This window comes from Candidatus Poriferisodalis sp., from assembly GCF_965208555.1.
Lineage (GTDB): Bacteria > Actinomycetota > Acidimicrobiia > Acidimicrobiales > Poriferisodalaceae > Poriferisodalis.
In genome coordinates, this window is record NZ_OZ242342.1 from 673,049 (window position 1) to 696,637 (window position 23,589).

The window sequence follows — 23,589 nt, forward strand, 5'->3', positions numbered from 1 at the left end:
GGCGCCCCGCAATCGGCTACTCGAGAACTCCTGCCACGGCCAGCTCAGCGATCTGATCTGCGTCGTAGCCGAGCAGCCGTTCCAGCACCTCGAAGGTGTGCTCGCCGTAGGTCGGCCCGCCGTGGTGAATGCCATCGGAGCTGCGTGACATGGCAAACCGAGCGCCTTCCACCCACATCGTGCCGTTCGTGGCATGGGTGACATCGCGGAAATGGTTGCGATGCACGAGCTGGCCGTCGGTCGGCATCGTCACCGAGGTCGGGATCGCGTGAGCGGGAATGCCCCCGCGCTGCAAGAGGGCGTCGGCTTCGCTGCCCTCCCGGCTCGAGGTCCATGCCGAGATCGCTTCGTCGATCTCGTCGGCTCGCTCCCGCCGCTCAGCCAGTCCCAGTTCGCCGAACCCGCCCAGCGACTCGCCGACGATCCAGCACAGCGCCTTCCATTGGTCGTCGTTCTCGCAGGCGATGGCGATCCAGCGGTTCTCGCCCGCACTCGGGTAGACGCTGTGGGGCGACATCTGCGGGTGCGCGTTGCCCAGCTTGGGCGGCATCTGGCCGTTGATCGTGTAGTCGAGCACCGCCGGCGCCAGGAACGACATGGATGCCTCGGCCTGGGAGAGGTCGATGTACTGGCCTTCTCCGGTCCGGTCCCGATGGTCCAGCGCAGCCAGAATCGCCGTGCTCAAGAATCGCGGCGACACATAGTCGGTGTACGCGCCGAACACGCCCGCGGGGTCACGGTCGGGCCAGCCGGTCATCTCATAGAAGCCCGACATGGACGCGCCCATCGTGCCGAAGCCGGCGAGCGACGACAGCGGCCCAGACTGCCCGAAGAGGCAGCTCGACGCCATGATGATGTCGGGGTTCACCTCGCACAGGTCCTCGTATGACAGGCCCCAGTCGCGCATCGCCCTCGGCGAGAACGACTCGCAGACCACATCTGCCCAGCGCACCAGGTCGAGCACCAGATCCCGGCAGGCCGGCTGGTCCATCTTCGCCATGTCGATGGTGATGCCGAGCTTTCCTGCGTTCATGTTCTGGTACAGACCGCCGTTGTCGGCGCCGCCCTCGTCGTTGAGGAAGGGCTGGATGGTGCGAGCCGCCTCGACCTTGTGCGACGACTCGACCCGCACGACCGTGGCGCCCCAGTCGGCCAGCACTCTCGTGGCCGCCGGTCCGGCCATCACCCACATGAAGTCCAGGATCTTGACGTCGGCCAGCGGCTGGGCGGGGTCGCGATGGCCGGCGGGCACTGCTGCGTTCAGGCGGGCCGACACGTCCTCGGGGACGACCGCCGGGGTGCGCGGCGTTGCGGTTGCGTCGGCCAGCACCGCATCGGTGTGCTCGCCCAACGTCGGCGGCGGCCCCGCGAGTTCCACCGGCGTGCGGCTCATGTTCGCGAACGGCCCGGGGAACCGCACCGCTTGCTGGTCGCCGACGTCGAGGTCGCGCCAGAAGCCGCGCTCTGTGTAATGCGGCGCCTCCACGACGTCTTGCACCGTGGTGATGGGCACCAACAGCAGCCGATGCTCGAGTGCAGCCTCCAGCAGCTCGGCCTTGGTGCGGGTGGCCGTGAAATCGGCAGCGACCTGCTGGATGCGGTCGTACTCGCCGAAGCCGATGCGACCCGTCATCACGCCTTCGACGAAGTTGATCCAGTCGATCTCGAGGTCGGCGTCGGAGCAGCCGCCTTGGGCGTGCATCCATTCGAACAGCCGCTGGCCGAACGGGCCGATGGACTCACCGAACAGGATCGTGGCGGACACATACCCGTCTGCCGCCGGGGAGCGCAGACGCACGGTGAACGGGCCCAGCTTGGCGCCGCCGCTGAATCGTGAGGCCTCGGGCGAGTTGTACAGGTGGCACAGCGACATCGACTGCAGCGCCTGGCCGGCGGCCTGCTGGGCGCTGACGTCCACGTGCTGGCCCCGGCCCGAGCGGCTGCGCTCGCGCAAGGCGATCATGGTGGCGGCAGCCGCTTCGGCAGATGCGTGCAGGAAGCACTGGTCAAGCGGGATGCGCAGCGGCGGCCGGTCGTCGTCGCCGATGATGTTGGACAGCATCGAGGCCGCCGACACCACGATGTCCGTCGCGGCCCAGTGCGCTTTGGGACCGCTCTGGCCGAACGGCGTGATCGACGTGTAGACGAGCGCCGAGTTGACGGCGGTCAGATCGTCGGCGCCCAGACCCTTGGCGGACATGGCGCCGGGCTTGTCGGATTCGATGACCACATCGGCGCCGGCCACGAGCTCGAGCAACCGGTCACGGCCGTCATCGCTGTCGAGGTCCAGCACGATGCTGCGCTTGCCCCGGTTGTACGACCAGAACCACAGAGACGCCTCGGGGTCGCCGTCGCGGCCTGCCACGAACGGCCCCGCGGCGCGCGCGGCCGACCCGCCCGGCGGTTCCACCAAGATCACATCGGCGCCCAAGTCGGCCAGCATCGCTCCGGCCAACTGGCCCCGATGGTCCGACAGATCCAAGACGCGAAGGTCATGCACGGCAGTCTCCTTATGGTCAGCGTGGTCAGCGCGGTCAGCGTCCCGTGCGGGAACGCAGTGGCATCGGTGTTGCGCGCAGAAACTACTGCGCCAGCGTGTGGCCCCTGATCAACGGCCCAGCACGGCGTGGGCCTCGACGACCCGCAGCGAGACCGGCGCGGGGACCACCACCGGGCCGGCGACGCCCGACAGGCCGGTGCTCGATATCCACCGGATCGTCCAGACCGACTGCACCGTGCCACGGAAGCGACCAGTCCGTCCGGCGGTGGACGCGCGCTGGAACGTGTGACTGCACGGCGATCGGGTGCCCGGCACGAGCCAGGGCAGGCCTGGACCCGGGCACGAAACCAGCAGCGACCCATCGCCGGGTATCAACTGCAGCGCCACCGGCGTCGCCACGAGCGTCACCACGACACTCCCAGCGGCGACGACGCGCACGACGGGCCGCCAGCTCGCTGCGGGCACCCAGAACCACGTGTCGATGCCGACCAGCGTGAGGACCCGCTGCGCCGGCGGGGCGAACAACGGCACCGGGCGCGGAAACGTCAGCGACGACAAGCCCAGATTCGCGGCCCTGCCGACGCGCTCGGCCTTGTGGGCAGGATCCCGGCTGCTCACCTCGATGCGAAGGTCCCCCAGCACAGGATCGCGTGACGGCGGCCGCTGGGCCAGCTTCCCGTCAGACAGGCCTGGATTGCCGCCTCCAAGCGGCATGGCGGGCCCGGCCGATGCCGCTGATGCCAGCGGCATGCTCAACAAGCTCAGGCTTGCACCCAAGACGATGAATTTCATGATATTTCGCATACACCTACGGTCGTGCTGCTGCACGCCGCAAGCAAGCGGTTTTCAAGACGCTGGCGCAGGCAGGCAGCAGACGGATGCGGCGAACTAGGTTGCCTGCACCGTTCAGTACGAACGTGGCCAGGACGAACCCGGCCACCACCCATCTGTCAGTGCAGGAGGTTTGGCACATGGCCGCGGATGATTTCGCCTACGCCTCGACGATGGAGACGGCGGCCGCCATCGCCGCTGGTGATGTCTCCTCCCGGGAACTGCTGGAAGCGGCGCTCGCAAGGGTGGATCGCCTCGACGGTCCGATCAACGCCGTGGTCGCGCTCGATGCCGATCGGGCGCGGGCTGCTGCCGATGCTGCCGACGCCGCAGTGGCCCGCGGCGACGAGCTGGGGCCGCTGCACGGCGTTCCCGTCACCATCAAGGACTCGTTCCAGACCGAGGGACTGGTCACCACCTCGGGGGCTCCAGCGCTCGCCGATTTCGTGCCTGAGCGCGACGCCGACCCGGTCGCTCGCTACAAGGCGGCAGGAGCGATCGTGTTCGCCAAGACCAACCTGCCGCTGTTCGCGGGCGACGCGCAGTCGTACAACGAGGTGTACGGCACCACGGCCAACACCTACAACGTCGAGCACACCCCCGGCGGTTCATCGGGCGGCTCGGGCGCCGCACTGGCTGCCGGCTATACGCCCCTTGAGCTCGGCTCGGACATCGGCGGCTCCATCCGGATCCCGTCGCACTGGTCGGGTGTCACCGGGCACAAGCCCAGCTACGGCGTCGTCTCGGCGCTGGGCCAGATCCCCGGCATGCCCGGAACGCTCAGCCAGGCCGACATCGCCGTGGCGGGTCCGATGGCCCGTGACGTCGACGACCTCGAGATGGCTCTCGACATTCTTGCCGGGCCCGATGCCTGGAACTCCAAGGCGTATTCGCTTGACCTCCCGCCGGCGCGTCACAGCGACATCGCAGATTTCCGGGTAGCCGTCTGGCTGGACGAGGAGCTGTGCCCGATCGACAGCCAGTACCGGGAACTGCTGATGGGCGCGGCAGGCGCACTCGAGCAAGCCGGCGCCCGGGTGGACACCGACGCGCGCCCGGCATTCACGTTCGAGAAGGCCGTGGACACCTTCCTGCATCTGCTCTCAGCGGCCGAGGCCGGAACCTGGACGCTCGCCCAGCTCGAAGAGATCGCCTCGGGGAACGAGGAGCCCCAGGGGGATCTGGGCATCTGGTACGCGGCGATGCGCCATCGGGAGTGGCTGAGCTGGCACGAGCGCCGGCTGCAGCAGCGCAGGCGCTGGGAAGAATTCTTCGCCGATTGGGATGTCGTGCTGCTGCCGGTGACACCGACCGCTGCGGTCCGTCACGACCACAGCCGTCCGGCCACCAGCCGCCGGATCACCGTGAACGGCGAGAGCCGCCCCTACTTCGACATCATCAAGTGGATGGGATTGACGGGCGTGTCGTGGCTGCCGGCGACCGTGGTGCCCATCGGCATGCTGCCCGCGGCCGGCGGTGACCTGCCGGTCGGGGTGCAGATCGCCGGGCCGTTCCTGGAGGACCGAACGACACTGGCCGTGGGCCGCTTCCTGCATGAGGCACTCGGCGGGTTCCAGCGGCCCGCCGGCTTCTAGCAGGCTGCGCCAGTACGTCAGCATCCCCGTCATACCGTTGCAACGCGCCATGACTGCGGGGAACGAACGGCTTCACGCCGTCGTCCACGACGGCGACGGTCCGCTGGCGTTCCTTGTGCATGGCGCGCTCGGCAGTCGTTCGTATTGGCACGACAACCTCGGTGCGCTGCAGACGGTCTGCCGCCCCGTGGTGATCGAGCTGTGGGGACACGGCAGATCGCCCAGCCCGGCCGATCCCGAGCGCTACCGGCCGCACAGCTATGTGGCCGAGTTCGAGCGGCTGCGCGTCGAGCTCGATGCTGATCGGGCCTGGATGATCGGGCAGTCGCTGGGAGCGGCACTCGCTTTGCACTACGTGCTCGCGCAGCCCGCTCACGTCATCGGCGCCGTGCTCACCAACTCGTCATCGGCCTTCAGCGAACCCGTCGTGTGGGCCGAGCGAACCGAGACACTGGTGGAAGAACGGGCGCTCGAAGTCGAGGCGCACGGCATCGAGGTGCTGCGCGACAGCTGGATCAACCCGGGTCGATCGAAGCGCATCTCGCCTGCGGTGCGCGCCAAGCTGGCCGGCGAGTTCTCCGAGCACGATGCGACGGGGCTGGTCAACACCTTTCGCTTCACGAATGCTGGGGTCCCGCTCGGGGATCGTCTGAGGAACGTCGCCGTGCCTGTGCTGCTCACCAACGGCACCGAGGAGGGTCGCTTCCAGCATCTCCTTGCGAGGGCGAGGCAGATCCCCGAGCTGGAGATCGCTGACCTGCCGGCCTCGCACGCCGTGAACGCGCAGGATCCCGCAGGATGGAATGCCGCTGCGATCAGATTCATCCGGCAACACGCCGGCACACAACACGTCCACTAGAGGAGGCACCCATGGGGACAGGACCGCTCGAAGGCATCACGGTGGTGGACGTCTCCAGCGCGGTCGCAGGCGCATGGGTGTCCTCGCATCTCGCGGAGATGGGTGCCGAGGTGCTCCTGATCGAGAAGGTGGGCGCATCGGATGTCATGCGCCTCACCGGTGCCATCGTCGGCGACCAGTCGGGCTGCTGGGTCCAGATGCATCGCAACAAACGCGGCATGGATCTCAACATCCGCGAACCCGCCGGCCGGGAGATCCTGCTGCAGCTCGTGGAGGACGCCGATGTGTTCATCCAGAACTTCCGGCCCGGGGTGGCCGAGCGCCTGCGCATCGGCTACGACGACCTGAGCGCTGTCAACCCCGATCTCGTGTACCTGTCGGTGTCAGGCTTCGGCCCCGACGGTCCCTATGCCCACCAGCCCGTGTACGACCCGATCATCCAATCGCTGTCCGGCATGACCGAGGCGCAGGGCGGCGACTTCGTCAAGTCGGCAACCGCAGACAAGACCACGGCCATGACCGGAGCCACCGCCGTGCTCGGGGCGCTGCTGGCCAGATCGAACGGCGGCGGCGGCCAGCACGTCGAGGTCAACCTGCTCGACTCGACGCTGTCGTGGATGTGGCTCGACTACTTCTGGAACGAATCGGTGCCCGACGCCATACCGACGCCGTCGTACAGCGAGTGGTACAGCCCCTGGCAGACGACCGACGGCTGGGTGGGCGCCATCTGGCCGGCGGACGATCAGTACGCCCGCGTGTGCGAGAAGCTGGGCGTCCCGCATCTGACCGACGATCCTCGCTTCGCCACCCGCGAGGCCCGGATACGGAACTCGAATGAGCACCAGGAGGTCTTCGCCAAACTGCTCGGCGAGTTCACGACGGGCGAGGCGCTCGACGCGCTGGAAGCCGCTGACGTTCCCTGTGCGCCCGTGCTGGACATCACCGAAGTGTTCGACGACCCCCAGGTGATGCACAACCGCACGGTGCTCACTCACCATCATCCCGACGTGGGCCAGATCCGCACCACCCGCTTCCCGGCCCGGTTCAGCAAGACACCCACCGAGCTCGAGCGCCTGGCGCCGAGCAAGGGCCAGCACACCGACGAGGTGCTGGCCGAGCTGGGTCGCTCCCCCGCCGAGATCGCCGAGCTTCGCAACGAGGGCATCGTCGGCTGAGCGGTTCCCGCTGCTGGTCGCGCCGTGCGAGCCGGCGGGACTGATGGTCCGGAGGGGTACGTCAGAGGCGGGCGAGCGCTTCCTGGATGGCGGTGGCCACCAGCCGGCCGTGCTGCCAGAAACGGGCTTCGGAGGTACCGCGGTTGCCACCGGCCATCAGCGGTCGCTGCTCGCAGTAGATCCACTCGTCGGCGCGGGCGGGCTCGTGGAACCACATGGCGTGATCCAGGCTGACCACCTGCACTTCGCTGTCCAGCCAGGTAACCCCGTACGGCACGATCACGTTGTCGGCGAGACAGTCATCGCTCATGTAGGCGATGATCGCTTCGTGAATCGCCGGATCGTCCGGAAGGCGGCGCGGGGCGCGGAACCAGTAGTCGATACCACCTCGCGGCGACGGCCCCGTCGGTGCCCACGGAGCATGCACGAGCCGGTATTCGACCGGTCGAGTCATGTACGACCACTGCTCGCCGAAGATGGGGCCCACCTGTGCAATGCACTCCTGATACGTGGGAACAGAAGTGGGCGGCGGCACGTCGGGTGACATCTCGCTCTGGATGTCGACCTTGCCCGACTCGGGTACGTGAAACGTGGCCGTGAGCTCGAAGATCAGGCGGTCGGATTGGAAGGCCTGCGACCGGCGGGTGCAGAACGCCCGCCCGTCGCGCACGCGCTCCACCTGGTAGTCGACCTCGGCCATGCCGTCCCCGCCACGCAGGAACACGGCGTGCACCGAGCTCATCGGCCGGTCGTCGTCGACGGTCCGCTGCGCCGCTACGACGGCCTGGGCCAGTACGTGCCCGCCGTACAGGCCGAACTCGTCGAAGCCAGAGCCCTTGCCCCGGAACGTGTCCGATCCGTCGTCGCTCTGCTGCAGGTCGAGCTGGTCCAGCAGTTCGTCCAAGGCCGCATCAACGGCGGCGTCGGTGTCGGTCCCGGGTGTGTCTGTCACGGCCTAGTTGATTAGCAGACGGCGGGCCACGCAGACCCGATCAACTGAGCGTTCGGCCGTCAGGACAGGGCTTCTGGCGGTCGCCGGCACCGGTAAGAACGGCTACTCGTAACCGGGTGGTGAGACGAACCCGCCAAGGGTCCGCTCGATGAGCGACGCATAGCGGATGCCGCGCCGGTCGCCCAGGTGCGGCGCCACGATCTGGATGCCGACCGGGAGGTCCAGCCCGTCGGCGGTCAATCCGGCAGGGGCAACCGTGCCGGGCAGGTACACGCTGCAGCTCCAGCCGGCCCAGAACAGCTGGTCCACGCCCAGTTCCTGGTGGCCGTCGATGTCGATGGTGCGGGTCGGCCGGGTGCCGGTGTGGTCGTGAACGAACGCGGCTGACGCAGCGATCGGGCACAGCAGCAGGTCGTAGTCGTCGAAGAACCTCGCCCAGGCCTGCCGGTAGCCCTCGCGCTTGTTGTGGTGGGCGTACCACTCGCGGTGGCTCATCGTCATCGCGTAGTCGACCAGCGACTGGTAGTCGCCCTCGCCGTCGTTGTACCGGTGTGCCCGGGACTGCGCCTCGTTCCACAACGCGTCGTCGGCCAAGGCGCCGGTGGCGGCTCGCAGCAGCATCAGATAGTTCTCGTTGAACTCGTGCTGGTCGATGTCTGGTGTTGCCTCGCTGACATCGGCGCCTGCGGCTGCCAGCGCGTCCACCGCCCGCTGCAGCGTGTCGATCATGGCGGTGGAGTTGCGGATGACTGGGGTGTCGAGCATCACGCCCACCCGGAACGCCCCCAGCGTGTCGCGATGCTCGGGCTGCAGCGCCACGGCGTAGCCAGCGGCGTCGAACCCATGCGGGCCGGCGAGCACATCGAGTGCGACATCCAGATCGGCGGCGCTGCGTGCCAGCGGGCCGCACACCGCAATGTCGCTGCCGACCAGGGCCCCAGGCACGGCGTGGCCCACGTCGGGCACCAACCCGTACGTCGGTTTGTGGCCGAACACCCCGCAGTAATGCGCGGGATTCCGGATCGATGCACCGATGTCCGAGCCCAGCTCCATCGATGCCATGCCCGTCGCGAGCGATACGGCCGAGCCGCCCGATGAGCCACCGGGCACGCGAGTCAAGTCCCACGGGTTGTTGGTGCAGCCGTAGATGTCGTTGAAGCTCTGCCAGTCGCCCAGCATGAGCGGCACGTTGGTCTTGCCCCAGATGACCGCCCCGGCATCCAGATAGCGGGTGACCGTGACGGCGTCGGTGTCTGCCACGTTGTCGGCCCATGCCGGATTGCCCCACGTGGACGGTGTGCCGACCCAGTCGAAAGCCTCCTTGATGGTCATCGGCACGCCGTGCAGCAGTCCCCAGCACTGCCCCGCTGCGAGCGCCGCGTCGGCCTCGGCCGCTCGCTGGCGCGCCTCGTCGACCTTGGTCACGATCACCGCGTTCACGGCAGGGTTGAATCGCTCGTAGCGGCTGATCGCACCTTCGAGCGCCTCGACGGCCGACACCCTTCCCTGCCGGATCAACGAAGCCAGCTCGACCGCCGGCAGAAGGTTCGGATCTGTGCTGTTCGCGCCTGTCATCGCGCCGAGGCTAGGAGGCCGAGTCGGCCAGGGCGGCTGCGGCTGCCGCCAGCAGATGTGCGATGTCGTCGTCGGTCATGGCCAGGCTGAGACTGCCGAAGCCTCCGCCCGACAGGTACACACCGCCCGCCTGGATGGCGTGCTCGAATCGTTCGACCTCGGCGGCTTCATCGCTGCTGAGGTGGGCGTTGCGGTAGTTGCGAATGTGCCTCGTGTGCGGATGAACCTTGAACAGGCTGCCGCGGCCGGTCACCTGCCAGTCCACGCCGGCCCGCTCGATGGCCGAGCGCAGGCCGCTGCGCACGGCCTCGCCCATCTCGTCCAAGCGGGCGAAGGCGGCGCGATCGAGCTGGTTCATCGTCGCAAGGCCGGCGGCCATGGTGATCGGGTTCGCCGTGAACGTCCCGCCCGACGGCACCTTGGCACGGGAGCCGCCTGTGCGCGCGAACGTCGACATCGGTCCCTCGCGGCCGGCAACGCCGCCGACGGGGAAGCCGCCGCCGATGATCTTGGCCACGGCGGTGATGTCGGGCTCGATGCCGAGCAGCGTCTGCGCTCCGCTGTAGCCAAGCCGGAACGAGATCACCTCGTCGAGCACCAGCAACGCTCCCACCTCGCGGGTTGCCTCGCGGACCGCTGCGACGAACTCGGGTTCGATCGTCGGCAGCCCGACCTGGCTCGGCATCACGTCGAGCAGCACGGCGGCCAGCCGATCGCCCTGGCGCTCGATGGCCGCACGGGCCCCGTCGGCGTCGTTGAAGTGGATGATGCCGACCTCTTCGATCACCGAATCGGGCGTGCCGGAGGCGTAGGGCACCGTGGCCGGGGCCGCGGCGTCGCCCCAGTTGGTGGGATCGGACGCCAAGCTGGCTTCGGCATGGTCGTAGGTGCCGTGATACGCGCCCTCCACCTTGATCACGTTCGGCCGGCCGGTGAACGCCCGGGCTGCCTTGAGCGCACCCATCACCGCCTCGGTGCCGGAGTTGCAGAACCGGATCAGCTCGAAGCTCTCCACCCGGTCGCACAGCAGCGACGCCAGCTCGATCTCGACGTTGCTGGCCAGCGCGAACGCGGTGCCGCGCGCCAGCTGCGCGCCGACCGCTTCGGCAATGGCGGGATTGGCGTGCCCGACGATGATCGAGGTGAAGTTGTTGTTGCAGTCCAGGTAGCGGTTGCCGTCCACGTCGGTGACCCACGCACCCTTGCCGTGATCCACGTAGATCGGGTTCGGCCGCCGCAGCAGCGTCGCCCGCGACACGCCGTCGGGAATCCACTGCTGCGCCGTGGCGTACAGCGCAGCCGACTGCGACTCTGTGCGCCCGCTGCTCGCCGATGACCCGATCCGTTCCGCCATCGGCTCAGTGTCGCAGAGCCGCCGTTGCGGCCGCTTGACCAGTCACCGCCAGCGCCGAGAGGCGTAGCCGTGGCCCAGATGGCCCGTGAGCGACGTGAACAAGGGGTGACTGCCGTCCCATCCGGCAGGCTTGTTCTCGCAGGAGCTAGACGGCGCCGGCGCGGCGGTAGGCATCCAGCACGAGCCCGTGGAAGTGGTGCACGCCGTGCTCGGACAGGCCCGAGCCGTCGGGATCGCACACGATGCGACCCTGGGTGAACGCCGGCGTGCGCATGCCGCGCTGCACGCTCTCGACGATGCCGATGTCCTCGGGCTGCAGGATCTCGTCGATGTAGCGCATCGATTCGATGTCCGCAGGGTTCAACTCCGGAGACTCGAAGTAGTAGTCGATGGTCTCATGCGTGGTCTCGGGTCCGGTGGGCACCATCTGCATGATGCTGAAGTTGCCGCGGCCCGGGTAGCGCATCAGGCAGGTGTTAGGCCACAGCCACCACACCGCAAGGTCCTTCACGCTGGAGCCCTCGACGCTGTATGCCGAATTGTCCGAGTGGCCTGCGCGGGCCATATGGCTGGAGTAGATGCCGTGCGTGGTGACCTGGTAGGTGTCCATCTCCACCAGCGTCACGAAATCCGGGTGGGCGATGTGGCAGTGGTAGCACTCCAGGAAGTTGTCCACCACGTTCTTCCAATTCGAGGCGATCTCGTAGCTGAAACGGCGAACGTGGGTGAGCTCGCACACATCCGGTGCCCAGCGAGCGATCTCAGCACCGAGGTCTCCGGATTGGGTGGCCAGCGGTTCGGCCGACGGATCCAGATTGACGTAGACAAAACCGCCGAACTCTTCGGCTTGCACGGACTGCAGGCAGATCTGGGACGGATCGAAGCCGAGCACGTGATCGGTCTCGCGGGCCCGATGCAGCTGGCCCCCCAGGTCATAGGTCCAGCCGTGATACGGGCACACGATGCTGCCGATGTTGCCAGCGCCGGCCAGCAGGTGGTGTGCCCGGTGCTGGCACACATTGAAGAAGGCCTGCAGCTCGCCGTCGTTGCCCCGCACCAGCGCGATGGGCATGCCGGCGACCTCCAGCGCCACGTAGTCGCCAGGCGTGCGCACCGATTCGACATGGCACACCCACTGCCAGCTGCGGGCAAAAACCTCACGCTGCTCGATGTCGTGCCAGCGCGGATCGATGTATGCGTCGGCGTGCAGCGACAACGAGTTCGCTGGATCGGGGTCGTATCCCACATCGATCGCCGTGGCAATGTCCGGGACGGCTTGCAATTCGGTCATTGTCTGAATTATGGGCGCGGCAGCGATGCCTCGGTGGCCCCGAGGAAGTACTCGATGTCGTCGTCGCTGGTCGCAAGGCTCAGACAGCCCAGCCCCTCAGCGATGAAATAGACACCTCGGGCTTGCATGCGACGGCCGAACTCGGTGATCTCAACGGTCTCATCGCTGGAGAGGTGCGAGTCGCGGTAGCTGCGGATGGTGCGACGGTGCGGATGCACCCGGAACAGGCTGCCGGCGCCGGTGACCTGCCAGTCGATGCCCAGCCGGTCAAAGACAGCTCGCAGGCCTGACCGCAGGTTCTCGCCGATCGTGTCGAGCCGGGTGAAGGCGTCGCGGTCGAGCAGCGTCATCGCTGCATGGCCAGCCGTCATGGTGATGGGGTTCGCAGCGAACGTGCCGCCCGACGGCACCTTGGCCCGGTTGCCCGCCACACGGACGAAGGCCTCCATGGGACCTCGGCGACCGGCGATGGCGCCCACCGGGAAGCCTCCGCCGATGATCTTGGCCAGTGTGGTGATGTCGGGGTCGATGCCCAGCTTCGTCTGCGCTCCCCCGTAGCCCAGCCGGAAGGAGATCACCTCGTCGAGCACTAGCAGCGCACCCACCTCCCGCGTGGTCTCGCGGATCGCCTGAACGAACTCAGGCTCGATGGTCGGCATGCCGACCCTGTTCGGCATCACATCGAGCAGCACCGCAGCCAGCCGGTCACCGCCGCGCTGAATCGCAGCGCTGGCGCCCTGGGCATCGTTGAACGAGATGATGCCCACCTCGTCCTCGATTGATGCCGGCGTGCCGGCGGCGTACCGCACCGTCGACGGCGCCGCCGGATCGCCCCAGTTCGTGGGATCGGGCGACTGGCTGGCCTCGGCGTGGTCGTACGTGCCGTGATAGGCGCCTTCCACCTTGATGACATTGGGCCGCCCGGTGTAGGCGCGAGCAGCTTTGAGCGCAGCCATGACGGCCTCGGTGCCCGAGTTGCAGAAGCGGATGAGCTCGAAGCTCTCGACACGCCCGCACAGCAGCTCGGCCAGCTCCACCTCGGCGTCATTGGGAAACGAGAAAGCCGTGCCCCGGGCCATGCGCTCCTGCACCGCAGCGGCAATTGTCGGGTCGGCGTGGCCGATGATGATGGACGCGAAGTTGTTGTTGCAGTCCAGGTAGCGGTTGCCGTCCACGTCGGTCACCCACGCACCGTCGCCGTGGTCGACATAGATGGGGTGCCCTCCCGTGCGCAGCAGCGTGTCCCGCGACGTGCCGTCGGTGATCGACTGCCGGGCACGCTCATACAGCGCTGCGGAGTGATCCGTGGACCATGCCCCCGGCCCCGTTGTCGACGTCATCGTCAGCACTGCGTCTGTTCGAGCATCGGCCAAGTCTGGCACCGGTCCCCATTTCAGGTCGGTCTGTTCTGTTGTCGGCCGGGTGTCAGGCGTCATCGCGAAGCCTTGGATGCGAGACTGAGGCCATGAGCAAGTCCACAACGACGCCTGCTCCCAACGGCACAGCCGGCGGGGGCGGCGTGCCGGCGCGGCCCTCCGCGCCGTGGCGCATCGGCGTGGACGTCGGGGGCACGTTCACGGACTTGGTGCTCGCCGATGCGCAGGGAGCGACCTGGGTGGCCAAGGTGCCCTCCGTGCCCGCGGATCCAAGCCGCGGCGTGCATGCGGCGCTCGCCCGCGTGGCCGTGGATCTCGGCATGCCGCTGGGCGATGTGCTCGCCGGCTGCTCGCTCTTCGTGCATGGCTCCACCGTGGCCACCAACACGATGCTGGAGGGCACGGGAGCGACCGTCGGGCTGATCGCCACTGAGGGCTTCCGCGACACCTTGGAGATCCGCCGCGGCTTGCGGGAGGACCAGTGGAACCACCGGGCGCCATTTGCGCCGGTGCTGGTGCCTCGCTACCTGAGGGCCACGCTGGGCGGGCGCATGGATGCCGACGGCACCGAGCACGCGCCGCTCGACCTCGCCGGCCTCGGCACCGTGCTGGAGAACTTCGAGAGCCACGACGTCGAGGCCGTCGCCATCGCATTCATGAACTCGTTCGTGAACGACACCCACGAGCGTGCGGCCGCCGAAGCGGTGCGCGAGCAGTGGAATGGAACGTGGGTCACCACATCAGCCTCTGTCTCACCGCTCATGGGCGAGTACGAGCGCACCTCCACTGCCGTCGTCAACGCATCGCTGTCACCCAAGATCGTGTCGTACCTGCGCACGCTCAACGACGAATTGGCCGCTGCCGGGTTGCGTCACGCCATCCTGCTCGTGCAGTCCAACGGCGGCGCCGCGTCGGTCGACCAGGTGTCCGAGCGCCCCGTCAACCTGCTGCTCAGCGGTCCCGCCGCCGCGATCGGCGCGCTGAACCTGTACCGCGATGCCACCGACGCCGCTCTCGTCACCGACGAGAACACCTCGGCGGTCGCCGGGAACCTGATCTCCATGGAGATCGGCGGCACGTCCTGCGACGTGCTGCTCATGTCGGGCGGCGAGGTGGACACCCGCGACGACATCATGATCGCCGGCTATCACGTCTCCACACCGGCCATCGACATTCACACGATCGGCGCCGGGGGCGGCACCATCGCGGGAGTCGACGAGGCCGGCTTGCTGTATGTCGGACCGCAGGGCGCGGGGGCCGACCCCGGCCCCGCCTGTTACGGCCACGGGGGCACCCTGCCGACAGTCACCGACGCGCAGCTGGTGCTCGGCCGTCTGAGGCCGGGCAAGTCGGCCGGCGGCACTCTGGACCTCGACATCGACGCTGCCCGTGAAGCGATCCGCACCCATGTCGCCGAACCGCTCGGCATGACGGTCGAAGAGGCAGCGGCCGGCATTGTCGAGGTCGTCGAGCAGCACCTGCTCAGCGCCACCGAGCACATCTCGATCGAACGGGGCCACTCGCCCCGGCGCTTCACCATGGTCGCCGCTGGCGGCGCCGGTCCGATGCACGGCGCATCAGTGGCTGCCGGACTCGGTTGCGAGCGCGTGTATGTGCCCCGCGACGCCGGCGCGCTGTGCGCCATCGGGATGCTGCACTCCGATGTCCGCCAGGACTTCACTCGCTTCCTGATGGGCTCGCTCGACGAGCTGGATGCCGCCGAGATCGACGCCGGATTCGAGGCCCTGCGTGCACAAGCCCTCGACGTGATGGACGGGGAGGGCTTCGCAGCCGACCAGGTGACGCTCGACTGCGAACTGGAGCTGCACCACCCGGGCCAGCTCTGGACGATCCGCGTACCCGCCTACGGCGACGACCTGTCCACGATCGACGCGGCAGCAGTGCGCGGCGCCTTCGAAGCTGAGTATCAGCGGCTGTACGGCCACGTCCAGCAGGACGGCACGATCATGGTGGCCTCGCTTCGCCTCGTCGCACGGGCGAGCACGGGCAACGTGGCCACCTCCGAAACGGCGCCCGCTGAAGGCGACCCCGAACCCATCGAGACGCGCTCGGTCTGGCACGGCCCGTTCGGCTGGTGCGACACACCAATATTCGACGGCGAGGTGCTGCGGCGCGGCCACACGATCACGGGGCCGGCGCTCGTCGAGGAACTGACTACGACGGTTGTGGCACGACCGGGCGACCGGCTGTGGGTGGACGCGAACGGCGACCTGTTCATCGACTTGACACCAGCCGACGAAGCCGAGCGTGCGGCGGGGACGGGGGATGCGGCCGTGTCCCGCAGCGTCCAATCGAGCCGCACGCGCAGCGAGACGAACGGCGTTGCGGCGGCACCGGACGGGGTCGAGCTGGACCCGATCGTGCTCGCGGTCATGCAGAACCGGCTCGACCAGATCAGCAAGCACATGGGCTGGGTGATGACGCGCACGGCGCGTAGCACGATCTTCAGCCAGAGCCACGACTTCTCCTGCTACGTGACAACACCCGACGGGACGCTCGTGGCCAATGCCGACGGCATCCCCATCCACACCGGCGGCGGCGGGTTCGCCGTGCGTGCGTTGCTGAAGCGCTACGAGGGACGCATCAACCCCGAAGATGTCTTCCTGCTGTCGGACCCCTACGTGGCGGGCGGCAACCACCTGCCCGACTGGGTCATCGCCAGGCCCGTCTTCACTGACGGGGACGAGGAGAGCGGCGAGCCCACGCTTGTCGGCTTCTGCTGCAACCGCGCGCACCAGTCCGACATCGGCGGCGGGCTCGCCGGCACCTACAACCCCGAGGCCACCGAGATCTGGCAAGAGGGCATCCGGCTGCCGGTCATGAAGCTGATCGAGGCCGGCGACGTTCGCGACGACCTGTGGGAGCTGCTGCTCATCAACTGCCGGACGCCCGAGCTACTCGACGGTGATCTGCTGGCAATGCTGGGCTCGACACGCATCGGCGCAGAGCGGGTCCTCGGCCTGGTGGCCGAACTGGGCGTCGAGCCGTACCTGGCCTACCTCGACGGCGTGCTCACCCATGGCGAGCGGCGCATGCGCACTGCCATCACGGAACTGCCCGACGGCACCTACTACGGCGAGGATCGCACCGACAACGACTGCTTCGGCCCGGCCGACATCGCCGTGCGCGTGCACCTGAGCGTCGAGGGCGACGAGATGACGCTCGACTTCACCGGCACCGACCCGCAGATCGAAGGCTTCAAGAACAGCTCGCTGGCCAACACCTACTCGTCGGTGTTCCTGGCAGTGTCGTCGTTTTTCGACACGTCGATCCCGCGCAACGAGGGCACCTACCGGCCGCTGACGATCATCGCCCCCGAAGGCAGCATCGTGAACGCCCTGCCGCCGGCGCCGATGACGATGAACACGGTCTTCGTGGCGCACGAGATCGTGATTGCGGTGTGGCAAGCGCTCGCGCAAGCCGACCCCGACCGGGCCTGCGCCGCATGGTCCAAGACGATGCACGGCCACGTCGCCGGTCGCCGTGACGACGGCACTACCTGGGTGATGTACCAGTGGCATGCGATGGCCACCCCCGGCGCGACTGCCGAACGTGATGGCTTCCCGCAGATGGGCCACCTCATCACGCTCGGCGGCCTCGACCTGCCGAACCTGGAGTTCCACGAGCAGATGTACCCCGTTCGCTATGTGCGACACGAGCAGCGCTGCGACAACGCCGGCCCGGGACAGCGACGCGGCGGCACCGGGGTGCGGTACGAGGCCGACATTCTCGAACCCGCCATCTGGTCGTTCCGGGCGGAGGGGCTGGACACGCCGTCCGGGCACGGAGTGCGCGGCGGCGGCACTGGCGGGGTCGGCTTGGAATGGATCGTTCCCGTCGACGTTGAGCACGACGGCCCGACGTTCGTGCCGCCCAAGTACGGCGTGAAGCGGATGGGGCCGGCACGCATGATCGCCGACACGCCCGGCGGGGGCGGCTGGGGCGACGCGTTCGAGCGGGATCCCCATGCGGTGCTGCGGGACGTGATGGATGACGTCGTCAGCGTCGAGGGCGCCCGCCGTGACTACGGCGTCGCGATCAGCGACGATGGCCGATCCGTTGACTTCGACGCAACCGCCCGGCTGCGTGCAGCCGACCGAACGGCTGCACCGATCGGCTGAACTCCAGCCCGAGACCCGAACTGGGAGACGCCCTCCATGACGCTCGTGCTCGTTCACGGCAACCCCGAGACCACCGCCATCTGGGACCCGATGCGCGCCGCCCTCGAGCGCCACGGCATCGGCGCTTCCGATGTCGTGGCACTGTCGCCTCCGGGGTTCGGCGTACCCGCGCCTGACGGCTTCGGCGCCACCATGAACGAGTACCGCGACTGGCTGGCAGCCGAGCTGGAGCAACTGCTCACCGCAGGCGCCGAGCACGTGGACCTGCTGGGGCACGACTGGGGCGGCGGACATGTCATGCGCATCGCCATGGAGCGCCCGGACCTGATCCGGTCGTGGTGCACCGACGTCATCGGCCTGTTCGACCCCGACTACGTCTGGCATGACGCGGCGCAGCTCTGGCAGACGCCGGAGGGTGACGCGTCCATCGAGCGCATGATCAGCCGTCCCGACCCGGAGCGAATCGCGTTCTACGCCGGTCTCGGCATGGGACCCGAGGTTGCCGAAGCCGTCGTGCCGCACATCAACGCCGACATGGGCCGATGCATCCTGGCGCTCTACCGCGACGCTGCCCAGCCCGCCATGGCCGACCTCGGCTTCAACATCGCCGCAGCCAGCCAGCGGCCCGGCCTGTGCATTTTGGCGGCCGGCGACCACTTCACCGGCGGCGGCGTCATGCACCGCCGCATCGCCACACGCGCGGGCGCCAGGGTCACCGAGTTGCTGGACGTCGGCCACTGGTGGATGTGCGAGAACCCGGGCCTCGCAGCGCACACCGTCGCCAGCTGGCTGGCATCGCTCGACAGAGCTGCGGCGGCGTCGACCGGGACCTGAGCGGACTGCTCTGCAGCACGTCTGGCGGCGCACAGCGCCTGCTGAGCATTGGGCTACTGTCGCGGCTGATGCCGGGCCGTCCGCGGCCAGGCACGCCGTTCTGAACGCAATCCGGCACCCTGCGCGGGTGCCCGCCACAAGGGGGCAAGCGATGGCCGCATCGGGTTCGATCCTGGGAAATCCTGTTCAGCGCAAGGAAGATCCTGGGCTGCTGACCGGAGCGAATCACTACGTGGACGACCTCGACGTCGACGCAGCGCGAGTCGCGTTCGTGCGATCGCCGGAGGCCCACGCCGAGATCGCCTCCATCGACACCTCCGACGCCTCGTCCATGCCGGGCGTCGTGGCGGTCTACACCGCGGAGAACCTGCCGATGGATGCCTTCCAGGGCTTCCCGATGATGCCGCCGGACTTCAACCGGCCGCCATTGGCAGCAGGCCGGGTGCGCTTCGTCGGCGACATGGTGGCCGCCGTGGTGGCCGAGACCCAGGCGCAGGCGAATGACGCCGCCGAGGCCGTGTACGTCGAGTACAGCCCGCTGCCGGTTGTCTCGGACTTCGAGCGAGCTGCAGATCCCGACTCGCCCGTCGTGTGGGACGGGCAGCCGTCCAACGTGTGCTTCCCGTTCGCCATCCCGGGCCCAGATGAGGAGACCGGCGAGCGGCCGGGAGTTGATGCTCTCGCAGGCGCCGACCAGGTCGTCTCGGAGCGCATCGTCACCCAGCGCTTGGCCGGTGCCCCGATGGAGGCCAACGGGTGCGTAGCCGTCCCCGGCGATGACGGCAGCATGACCATGCACCTGTCGGTGCAGAATGCCCATTCCCAGCATGAGGCGCTCGCTCCGGCACTCGGCCTGGAGCCCGACCAGCTGCGGGTGACCGCACCATGGGTAGGCGGCGGCTTCGGCCCGAAGGCAGCGGTGTACCCCGAGTACATCGTGGTCGGCAAGGCGGCCCAGGCGCTCGGTCGCCCCACCCGCTGGACCGAGAATCGCACCGAGAACATGCTGTCGATGGTGCAAGGCCGCGCCATGGTGATGAACGTCGAGATGGGCGTGCGCAACGACGGCAGCATCGTGGGCCTGAAGGCGCACGTAATCGCCGATGCCGGCGCCTACCCGATCATCGGTGCGATCCTGCCGATGCTGACCGGCATGCTCAGCCAGGCCGTGTACGACATCCCCGTCATCGACTTCGTCTCGCAGACGGTCATCACCAACACCACGCCGATCGGCGCGTACCGAGGCGCCGGGCGTCCCGAGGCAACCCAGATGGTGGAGCGCATCCTGGACAAGGCGGCCGCCGCGATCGGCATGGACCCTGCCGAGATCCGGCGCAAGAACTACCTGCAGCCCGATGCCTTCCCAACCGCCCTGCAGACGGGTGTCAGCTACGACTCGGGCGAGTACGAGCGGGCCCTCGACGCCGTGCTCGAAGCCTCCGGCTATGCCGATCTGCGAGCCGAGCAGCAGGCCCGGCGCGACTCCGGCGATTCAAAGCTGCTGGGCATCGGCGTGTCGTCCTACGTGGAGATCACCGCTCCGGTGGGGCTGCACGTGGAGTACGGCAGCACTGAGGTGCACGAAGACGGCACGGCCACCATCCGGGTGGGTACGTCCAGCCACGGCCAGGGCCACGACACAGCGTTCAGCCAGATCGTCGAGGGAGTGCTGGGCATTCCCATGGAGCAGGTCACCCACCTCGACGCCGACACGGCCGAAGTTCCCTCGGGTGCGGGCACGCTGGGCTCGCGCTCGCTGCAGACGGCCGGCTCGGCGGTGTACCTGTCGAGCCAGGCAGTGCTGGAGAAGGGCAAGCAGCTCGCCGCACACCTGCTCGAGGCATCTGCTGACGACATCGTGGTGGCCGAAGGCGGGCTCGCCGTTGCCGGCGTGCCGACCAGCTCGGTGAGCTGGGCCGACATCGCGCAGCTGGCCAACGACGACAGCGCCCGCCCGTCCGGTCTCGAGGCAGGCCTGATGGCCGAGGAGAACTTCGACGGCACCGACTCCACGTTCCCGTTCGGCTCCCATGTGGCCGTCGTCGAAGTCGACCGCGACACGGGCGAAGTCGAGCTGGTGCGCCACGTCGCCGTCGACGACTGCGGCACCATCATGAACCCGCTGATCGTGAATGGCCAGCAGCACGGCGGCATCGCCCAAGGCATCGCCCAAGCGCTGTACGAGCACGTCGAGTACGACGGCGACGGCCAGCCCCGCAACCCGAGCCTCGGCGACTACTTGGTGCCCTCGGCGGCGGAACTGCCGAGCTTTGAGGTGTCCAACACCGAGACCGCCAGCCCGCGCAACCCGCTGGGCGCCAAGGGCATCGGCGAGTCGGGCACCATCGGCTCCACGCCGGCGGTGCACAACGCGGTGTGCGATGCGGTAGCCCATCTGGGCATCGGCCACATCGACATGCCCTGCAGCCCGCAGAATGTCTGGCGGGCACTGCAGAACGCCTGAGCCCGCGCGGCACCCGATTTCCCGCCCACACGGAGTGGCGCGCCTTCCCGGACGAAGCGCCGGGCAATGACCTAGCCTCTGTGCTCGCACACCCAGCGTGACCGGCTCTGCAGACGGGTTCGGCGCGCCCTGCGAGGGGACACCACATGAGTACTGATGCGGCGACCGACCCGGTCATCGTTGCAACCACCCGCAGCCCGATCGGGCGAGCCTTCAAGGGTTCGCTGACCGAGATGCGGCCCGACGACATGACGGCGCAGATCGTCACCAAGCTGCTCGACAAGGTGCCCGAGCTGCCCCACGGCGAGATCGAGGATCTCATGCTGGGCTGCGGCCAGCCCGGCGGCGAGGCCGGCTTCAACATCGCGCGTGCCGCGGCCATCCTGGCCGGCCTCGACGACGTGCCCGGCACCACCGTCAATCGCTACTGCTCGTCCTCGCTGCAGACCATCCGCATGGCGGCGCACGCCATCCGTGCCGGCGAGGGCGATGCCTTCATCGCCGCCGGCGTCGAGTGCGTGAGCCGCTACGACAAGGGCAACTCCGACAGCCTGCCCGGCACAACAAACCCCAAGTTCAAAGCCGCAGGCGAGCGCACCAAGGTGCGCGGCGAAGGCGGTCACGGCGACTGGACACCGCCGGTCGGCCTGCCTGACCTGTACATCGCCATGGGCTTCACCGCCGAGAACGTGGCCGAGCACAAGGGCGTGAGCCGCCAGGCCATGGACGAGTACGGCGTGATGAGCCAGAACAAGGCCGAGGACGCCATCGGGCGCGGCTTCTTTGAGATGGACATCACCCCGCTGGAGCTGCCTGACGGCAGTGTGGTCAGCACCGACGACGGTCCCCGTGCGGGCGTCACCTACGAAGCCGTTTCGCAGCTGAAGCCGGCATTCCGCCCGGACGGCCGGGTGACTGCCGGCAACGCCTGCCCGCTGAACGACGGCGCTGCCGCCGTGATGGTGATGAGCCGCAAGCGCGCCGAGGAGCTGGGCATCACGCCGCTGGCGCGCATCATCTCGTCGGCAGTGTCGGCGCTGAACCCCGAGATCATGGGCCTCGGCCCGATCGAGGCCTGCAAGAAGGCGCTGGAGCGAGCGGGCATGACGATGAGCGACATCGACATGGTCGAGATCAACGAGGCCTTCGCTGCCCAGGTGATCCCGTCTGCCGATGAGCTGGGCATCGACATCGTCGACCAGCTGAACCTCAACGGCGGCGCCATCGCACTGGGCCACCCGTTCGGCATGACCGGCGCCCGCATCATGACCACCCTGCTCAACGGCCTCTCCGACCGCGACAAGACCTTCGGGCTCGAGTCGATGTGCGTCGGCGGCGGTCAGGGCATGGCCATGATCGTGGAGCGCCTCAACTAGATCGCCACCCGCGGGGAACGTCCCCCCGGATAACTGCCGCGCTTCGGGGCGGCGCGTCGGCAACACTGGCCGGGTGAACACGTCCTCGCCGACGGCACCCCGGTCGATCCAGATCGTCCCTTCCGTCCTGCCTGCCGACTTCGCGCGCCTCGGCGACGAATGCGCTGCATTGGAGGCGGCAGGCGTCGACAGGATCCAGTGGGATGTCATGGACGGCGTCTTCGTGCCGAACCTGACGTTCGGCCCCGATGTGATCGCCGCCTGCCGCCCCCACGCCAGCGTGATGTTCGAGGCGCACCTCATGGTGGCCGACCCCGACCCGATGCTGGGCACCTACGTCGATGCCGGATGCGAGATGCTGATCGTCCACGCCGAATCGGTGACGCACCTGCACCGGACACTCGGCCGGGTTGCCGAGCTGGGTGCTCAGCCGGCGGTGGCCATCAACCCCTCGACGCCGATTGACGCCGTGGCGCACGTGCTCGACCTGGTCGACATGGTGCTGGTGATGACCGTCAACCCGGGATTCGGCGGCCAGGCCTACATCGCCACGATGGAGCCCAAGATTGCTGCCCTGCGCCAGCTCATCTCGGTGAGCGGTTCGGCGGGGGCGTCGGGCACCGGCATCGACATCGAGGTGGACGGCGGGATCTCGGCCGAGACCATCGGCGGCGCTGCCGCAGCCGGCGCCAACATCCTGGTGTCGGGCAGCGCTCTGTACCGCTACGACGAGGGGCTCGCGCACGGCGTCGCGGACCTGCGCTGCCGTGCGGAGGCCGCATTCGGGGCGTGATGACCGTGACAGCTCGCCGGCGCTGGCTCCTCATCGCCGCCGCCGTTGTAGCGATCGCTCTTGCGTTGCGACTGACGCTGTGGCGCGACAGCGGCGAACCTTCTGTCGAGGAGTTCTGCGCTGAGTTCGCCCACCTGCTGGTCGTCGATCAGCTCAGCCTGACCGTCAACCCGAATGACGACACGAGCACCCGCGAGGCAATGGACCGCACAGCGCGCCAGTTCGCGGACGCAGCCGCGGCAGCGCCGGCGGAGATCCGCCCTGACATGCGGCTGCTGGCTGACTTGACTGCTGCACTTTCCGAGGCTGTCGCCGAGACCGCTTCACGCGAGACGTTCGACCGCGCCGCAGCCGTGATCGCGGCACAGGATCCGTTCCTGGAAACGCAGGACGCCGCGACGCAGCGGGTCGTGAACTACGTCACCCGCAATTGCACTGCTGCGCCCGGCTGAACCAGGCGCACGAGCACTGC

At 68.3% G+C, this 23,589-nt stretch carries 16 protein-coding genes; 9 read left to right on the forward strand and 7 right to left on the reverse strand.

The genetic code is table 11. The features are described 5' to 3' along the window. Positions 1-16 precede the first annotated feature (16 nt). Both ACOGXE_RS03175 and ACOGXE_RS03180 read right to left on the reverse strand, forming a co-directional pair. A complete protein-coding gene (locus tag ACOGXE_RS03175) occupies positions 17-2,500 on the reverse strand; it encodes a CaiB/BaiF CoA transferase family protein (RefSeq protein ID WP_419932501.1) in 2,484 nt (827 codons plus the stop codon). 108 nt (positions 2,501-2,608) lie between these two features. Next, positions 2,609-3,250: a hypothetical protein gene (locus ACOGXE_RS03180; RefSeq protein ID WP_419932502.1), complete on the reverse strand. Its 642-nt coding sequence runs from the start codon at positions 3,248-3,250 to the stop codon at positions 2,609-2,611. A gap of 221 nt (positions 3,251-3,471) precedes the next feature. Between ACOGXE_RS03180 and ACOGXE_RS03185 the strand changes: the two genes are divergently transcribed. Genes ACOGXE_RS03185 through ACOGXE_RS03195 form a run of 3 tightly spaced genes read left to right on the forward strand, consistent with a single transcriptional unit; the run spans position 3,472 to position 6,960 of the window. Further along, positions 3,472-4,926 carry an amidase gene (locus tag ACOGXE_RS03185; protein ID WP_419932503.1) on the forward strand — a complete coding sequence of 485 codons (1,455 nt, stop codon included), beginning with the start codon at positions 3,472-3,474 and terminating at the stop codon, positions 4,924-4,926. 49 nt (positions 4,927-4,975) lie between these two features. Then, complete coding sequence (locus ACOGXE_RS03190) at positions 4,976-5,785, forward strand: alpha/beta fold hydrolase (protein ID WP_419932504.1); 810 nt, start codon at positions 4,976-4,978, stop codon at positions 5,783-5,785. An 11-nt stretch (positions 5,786-5,796) separates the two neighbouring features. After that, the gene (locus ACOGXE_RS03195) at positions 5,797-6,960 is read left to right on the forward strand and encodes a CaiB/BaiF CoA transferase family protein (protein WP_419932505.1); all 1,164 of its coding nucleotides are present in this window, start codon (positions 5,797-5,799) and stop codon (positions 6,958-6,960) included. A 61-nt stretch (positions 6,961-7,021) separates the two neighbouring features. Here ACOGXE_RS03195 and ACOGXE_RS03200 read toward each other — a convergent pair whose 3' ends face one another. The 5 genes from ACOGXE_RS03200 to ACOGXE_RS03220 form a co-directional block, all read right to left on the reverse strand. Beyond that, complete coding sequence (locus ACOGXE_RS03200) at positions 7,022-7,912, reverse strand: acyl-CoA thioesterase (protein ID WP_419932506.1); 891 nt, start codon at positions 7,910-7,912, stop codon at positions 7,022-7,024. A 102-nt stretch (positions 7,913-8,014) separates the two neighbouring features. Beyond that, positions 8,015-9,487, reverse strand: a complete 1,473-nt coding sequence (locus tag ACOGXE_RS03205; protein WP_419932507.1) for an amidase — start codon at positions 9,485-9,487, stop codon at positions 8,015-8,017. A gap of 10 nt (positions 9,488-9,497) precedes the next feature. After that, positions 9,498-10,841, reverse strand: coding sequence for an aspartate aminotransferase family protein (locus ACOGXE_RS03210; RefSeq protein WP_419932508.1), 1,344 nt, complete (start codon positions 10,839-10,841; stop codon positions 9,498-9,500). Between the two features lie 145 nt (positions 10,842-10,986). Next, positions 10,987-12,132, reverse strand: a complete 1,146-nt coding sequence (locus tag ACOGXE_RS03215) for an aromatic ring-hydroxylating oxygenase subunit alpha (RefSeq protein WP_419932509.1) — start codon at positions 12,130-12,132, stop codon at positions 10,987-10,989. A gap of 8 nt (positions 12,133-12,140) precedes the next feature. Continuing rightward, positions 12,141-13,568 (reverse strand): aspartate aminotransferase family protein, encoded by a 1,428-nt coding sequence (locus ACOGXE_RS03220; protein ID WP_419932510.1) that lies wholly within the window; start codon positions 13,566-13,568, stop codon positions 12,141-12,143. A gap of 29 nt (positions 13,569-13,597) precedes the next feature. On the opposite strand from ACOGXE_RS03220, the gene ACOGXE_RS03225 reads away from it, so the two are divergent. The 6 genes from ACOGXE_RS03225 to ACOGXE_RS03250 all read left to right on the forward strand — a co-directional run bounded on the left by ACOGXE_RS03225 (position 13,598) and on the right by ACOGXE_RS03250 (position 23,569). Next, entirely contained in the window at positions 13,598-17,650 is a 4,053-nt protein-coding gene (locus ACOGXE_RS03225; RefSeq protein WP_419932511.1) for a hydantoinase B/oxoprolinase family protein, read from the forward strand. Positions 17,651-17,686: 36 nt separating this feature from the next. After that, the gene (locus tag ACOGXE_RS03230) at positions 17,687-18,484 is read left to right on the forward strand and encodes an alpha/beta fold hydrolase (RefSeq protein WP_419932512.1); all 798 of its coding nucleotides are present in this window, start codon (positions 17,687-17,689) and stop codon (positions 18,482-18,484) included. 151 nt (positions 18,485-18,635) lie between these two features. Then, positions 18,636-20,948 carry a xanthine dehydrogenase family protein molybdopterin-binding subunit gene (locus tag ACOGXE_RS03235; protein ID WP_419932513.1) on the forward strand — a complete coding sequence of 771 codons (2,313 nt, stop codon included), beginning with the start codon at positions 18,636-18,638 and terminating at the stop codon, positions 20,946-20,948. 146 nt (positions 20,949-21,094) lie between these two features. After that, entirely contained in the window at positions 21,095-22,324 is a 1,230-nt protein-coding gene (locus ACOGXE_RS03240; RefSeq protein WP_323673373.1) for an acetyl-CoA C-acetyltransferase, read from the forward strand. 73 nt (positions 22,325-22,397) lie between these two features. After that, positions 22,398-23,117 (forward strand): ribulose-phosphate 3-epimerase, encoded by a 720-nt coding sequence (gene rpe, locus ACOGXE_RS03245; RefSeq protein ID WP_419932514.1) that lies wholly within the window; start codon positions 22,398-22,400, stop codon positions 23,115-23,117. Next, positions 23,117-23,569: a hypothetical protein gene (locus ACOGXE_RS03250; protein ID WP_419932515.1), complete on the forward strand. Its 453-nt coding sequence runs from the start codon at positions 23,117-23,119 to the stop codon at positions 23,567-23,569. The genes rpe and ACOGXE_RS03250 overlap by 1 nt, the downstream gene beginning before the upstream one ends. Positions 23,570-23,589: the final 20 nt, after the last annotated feature.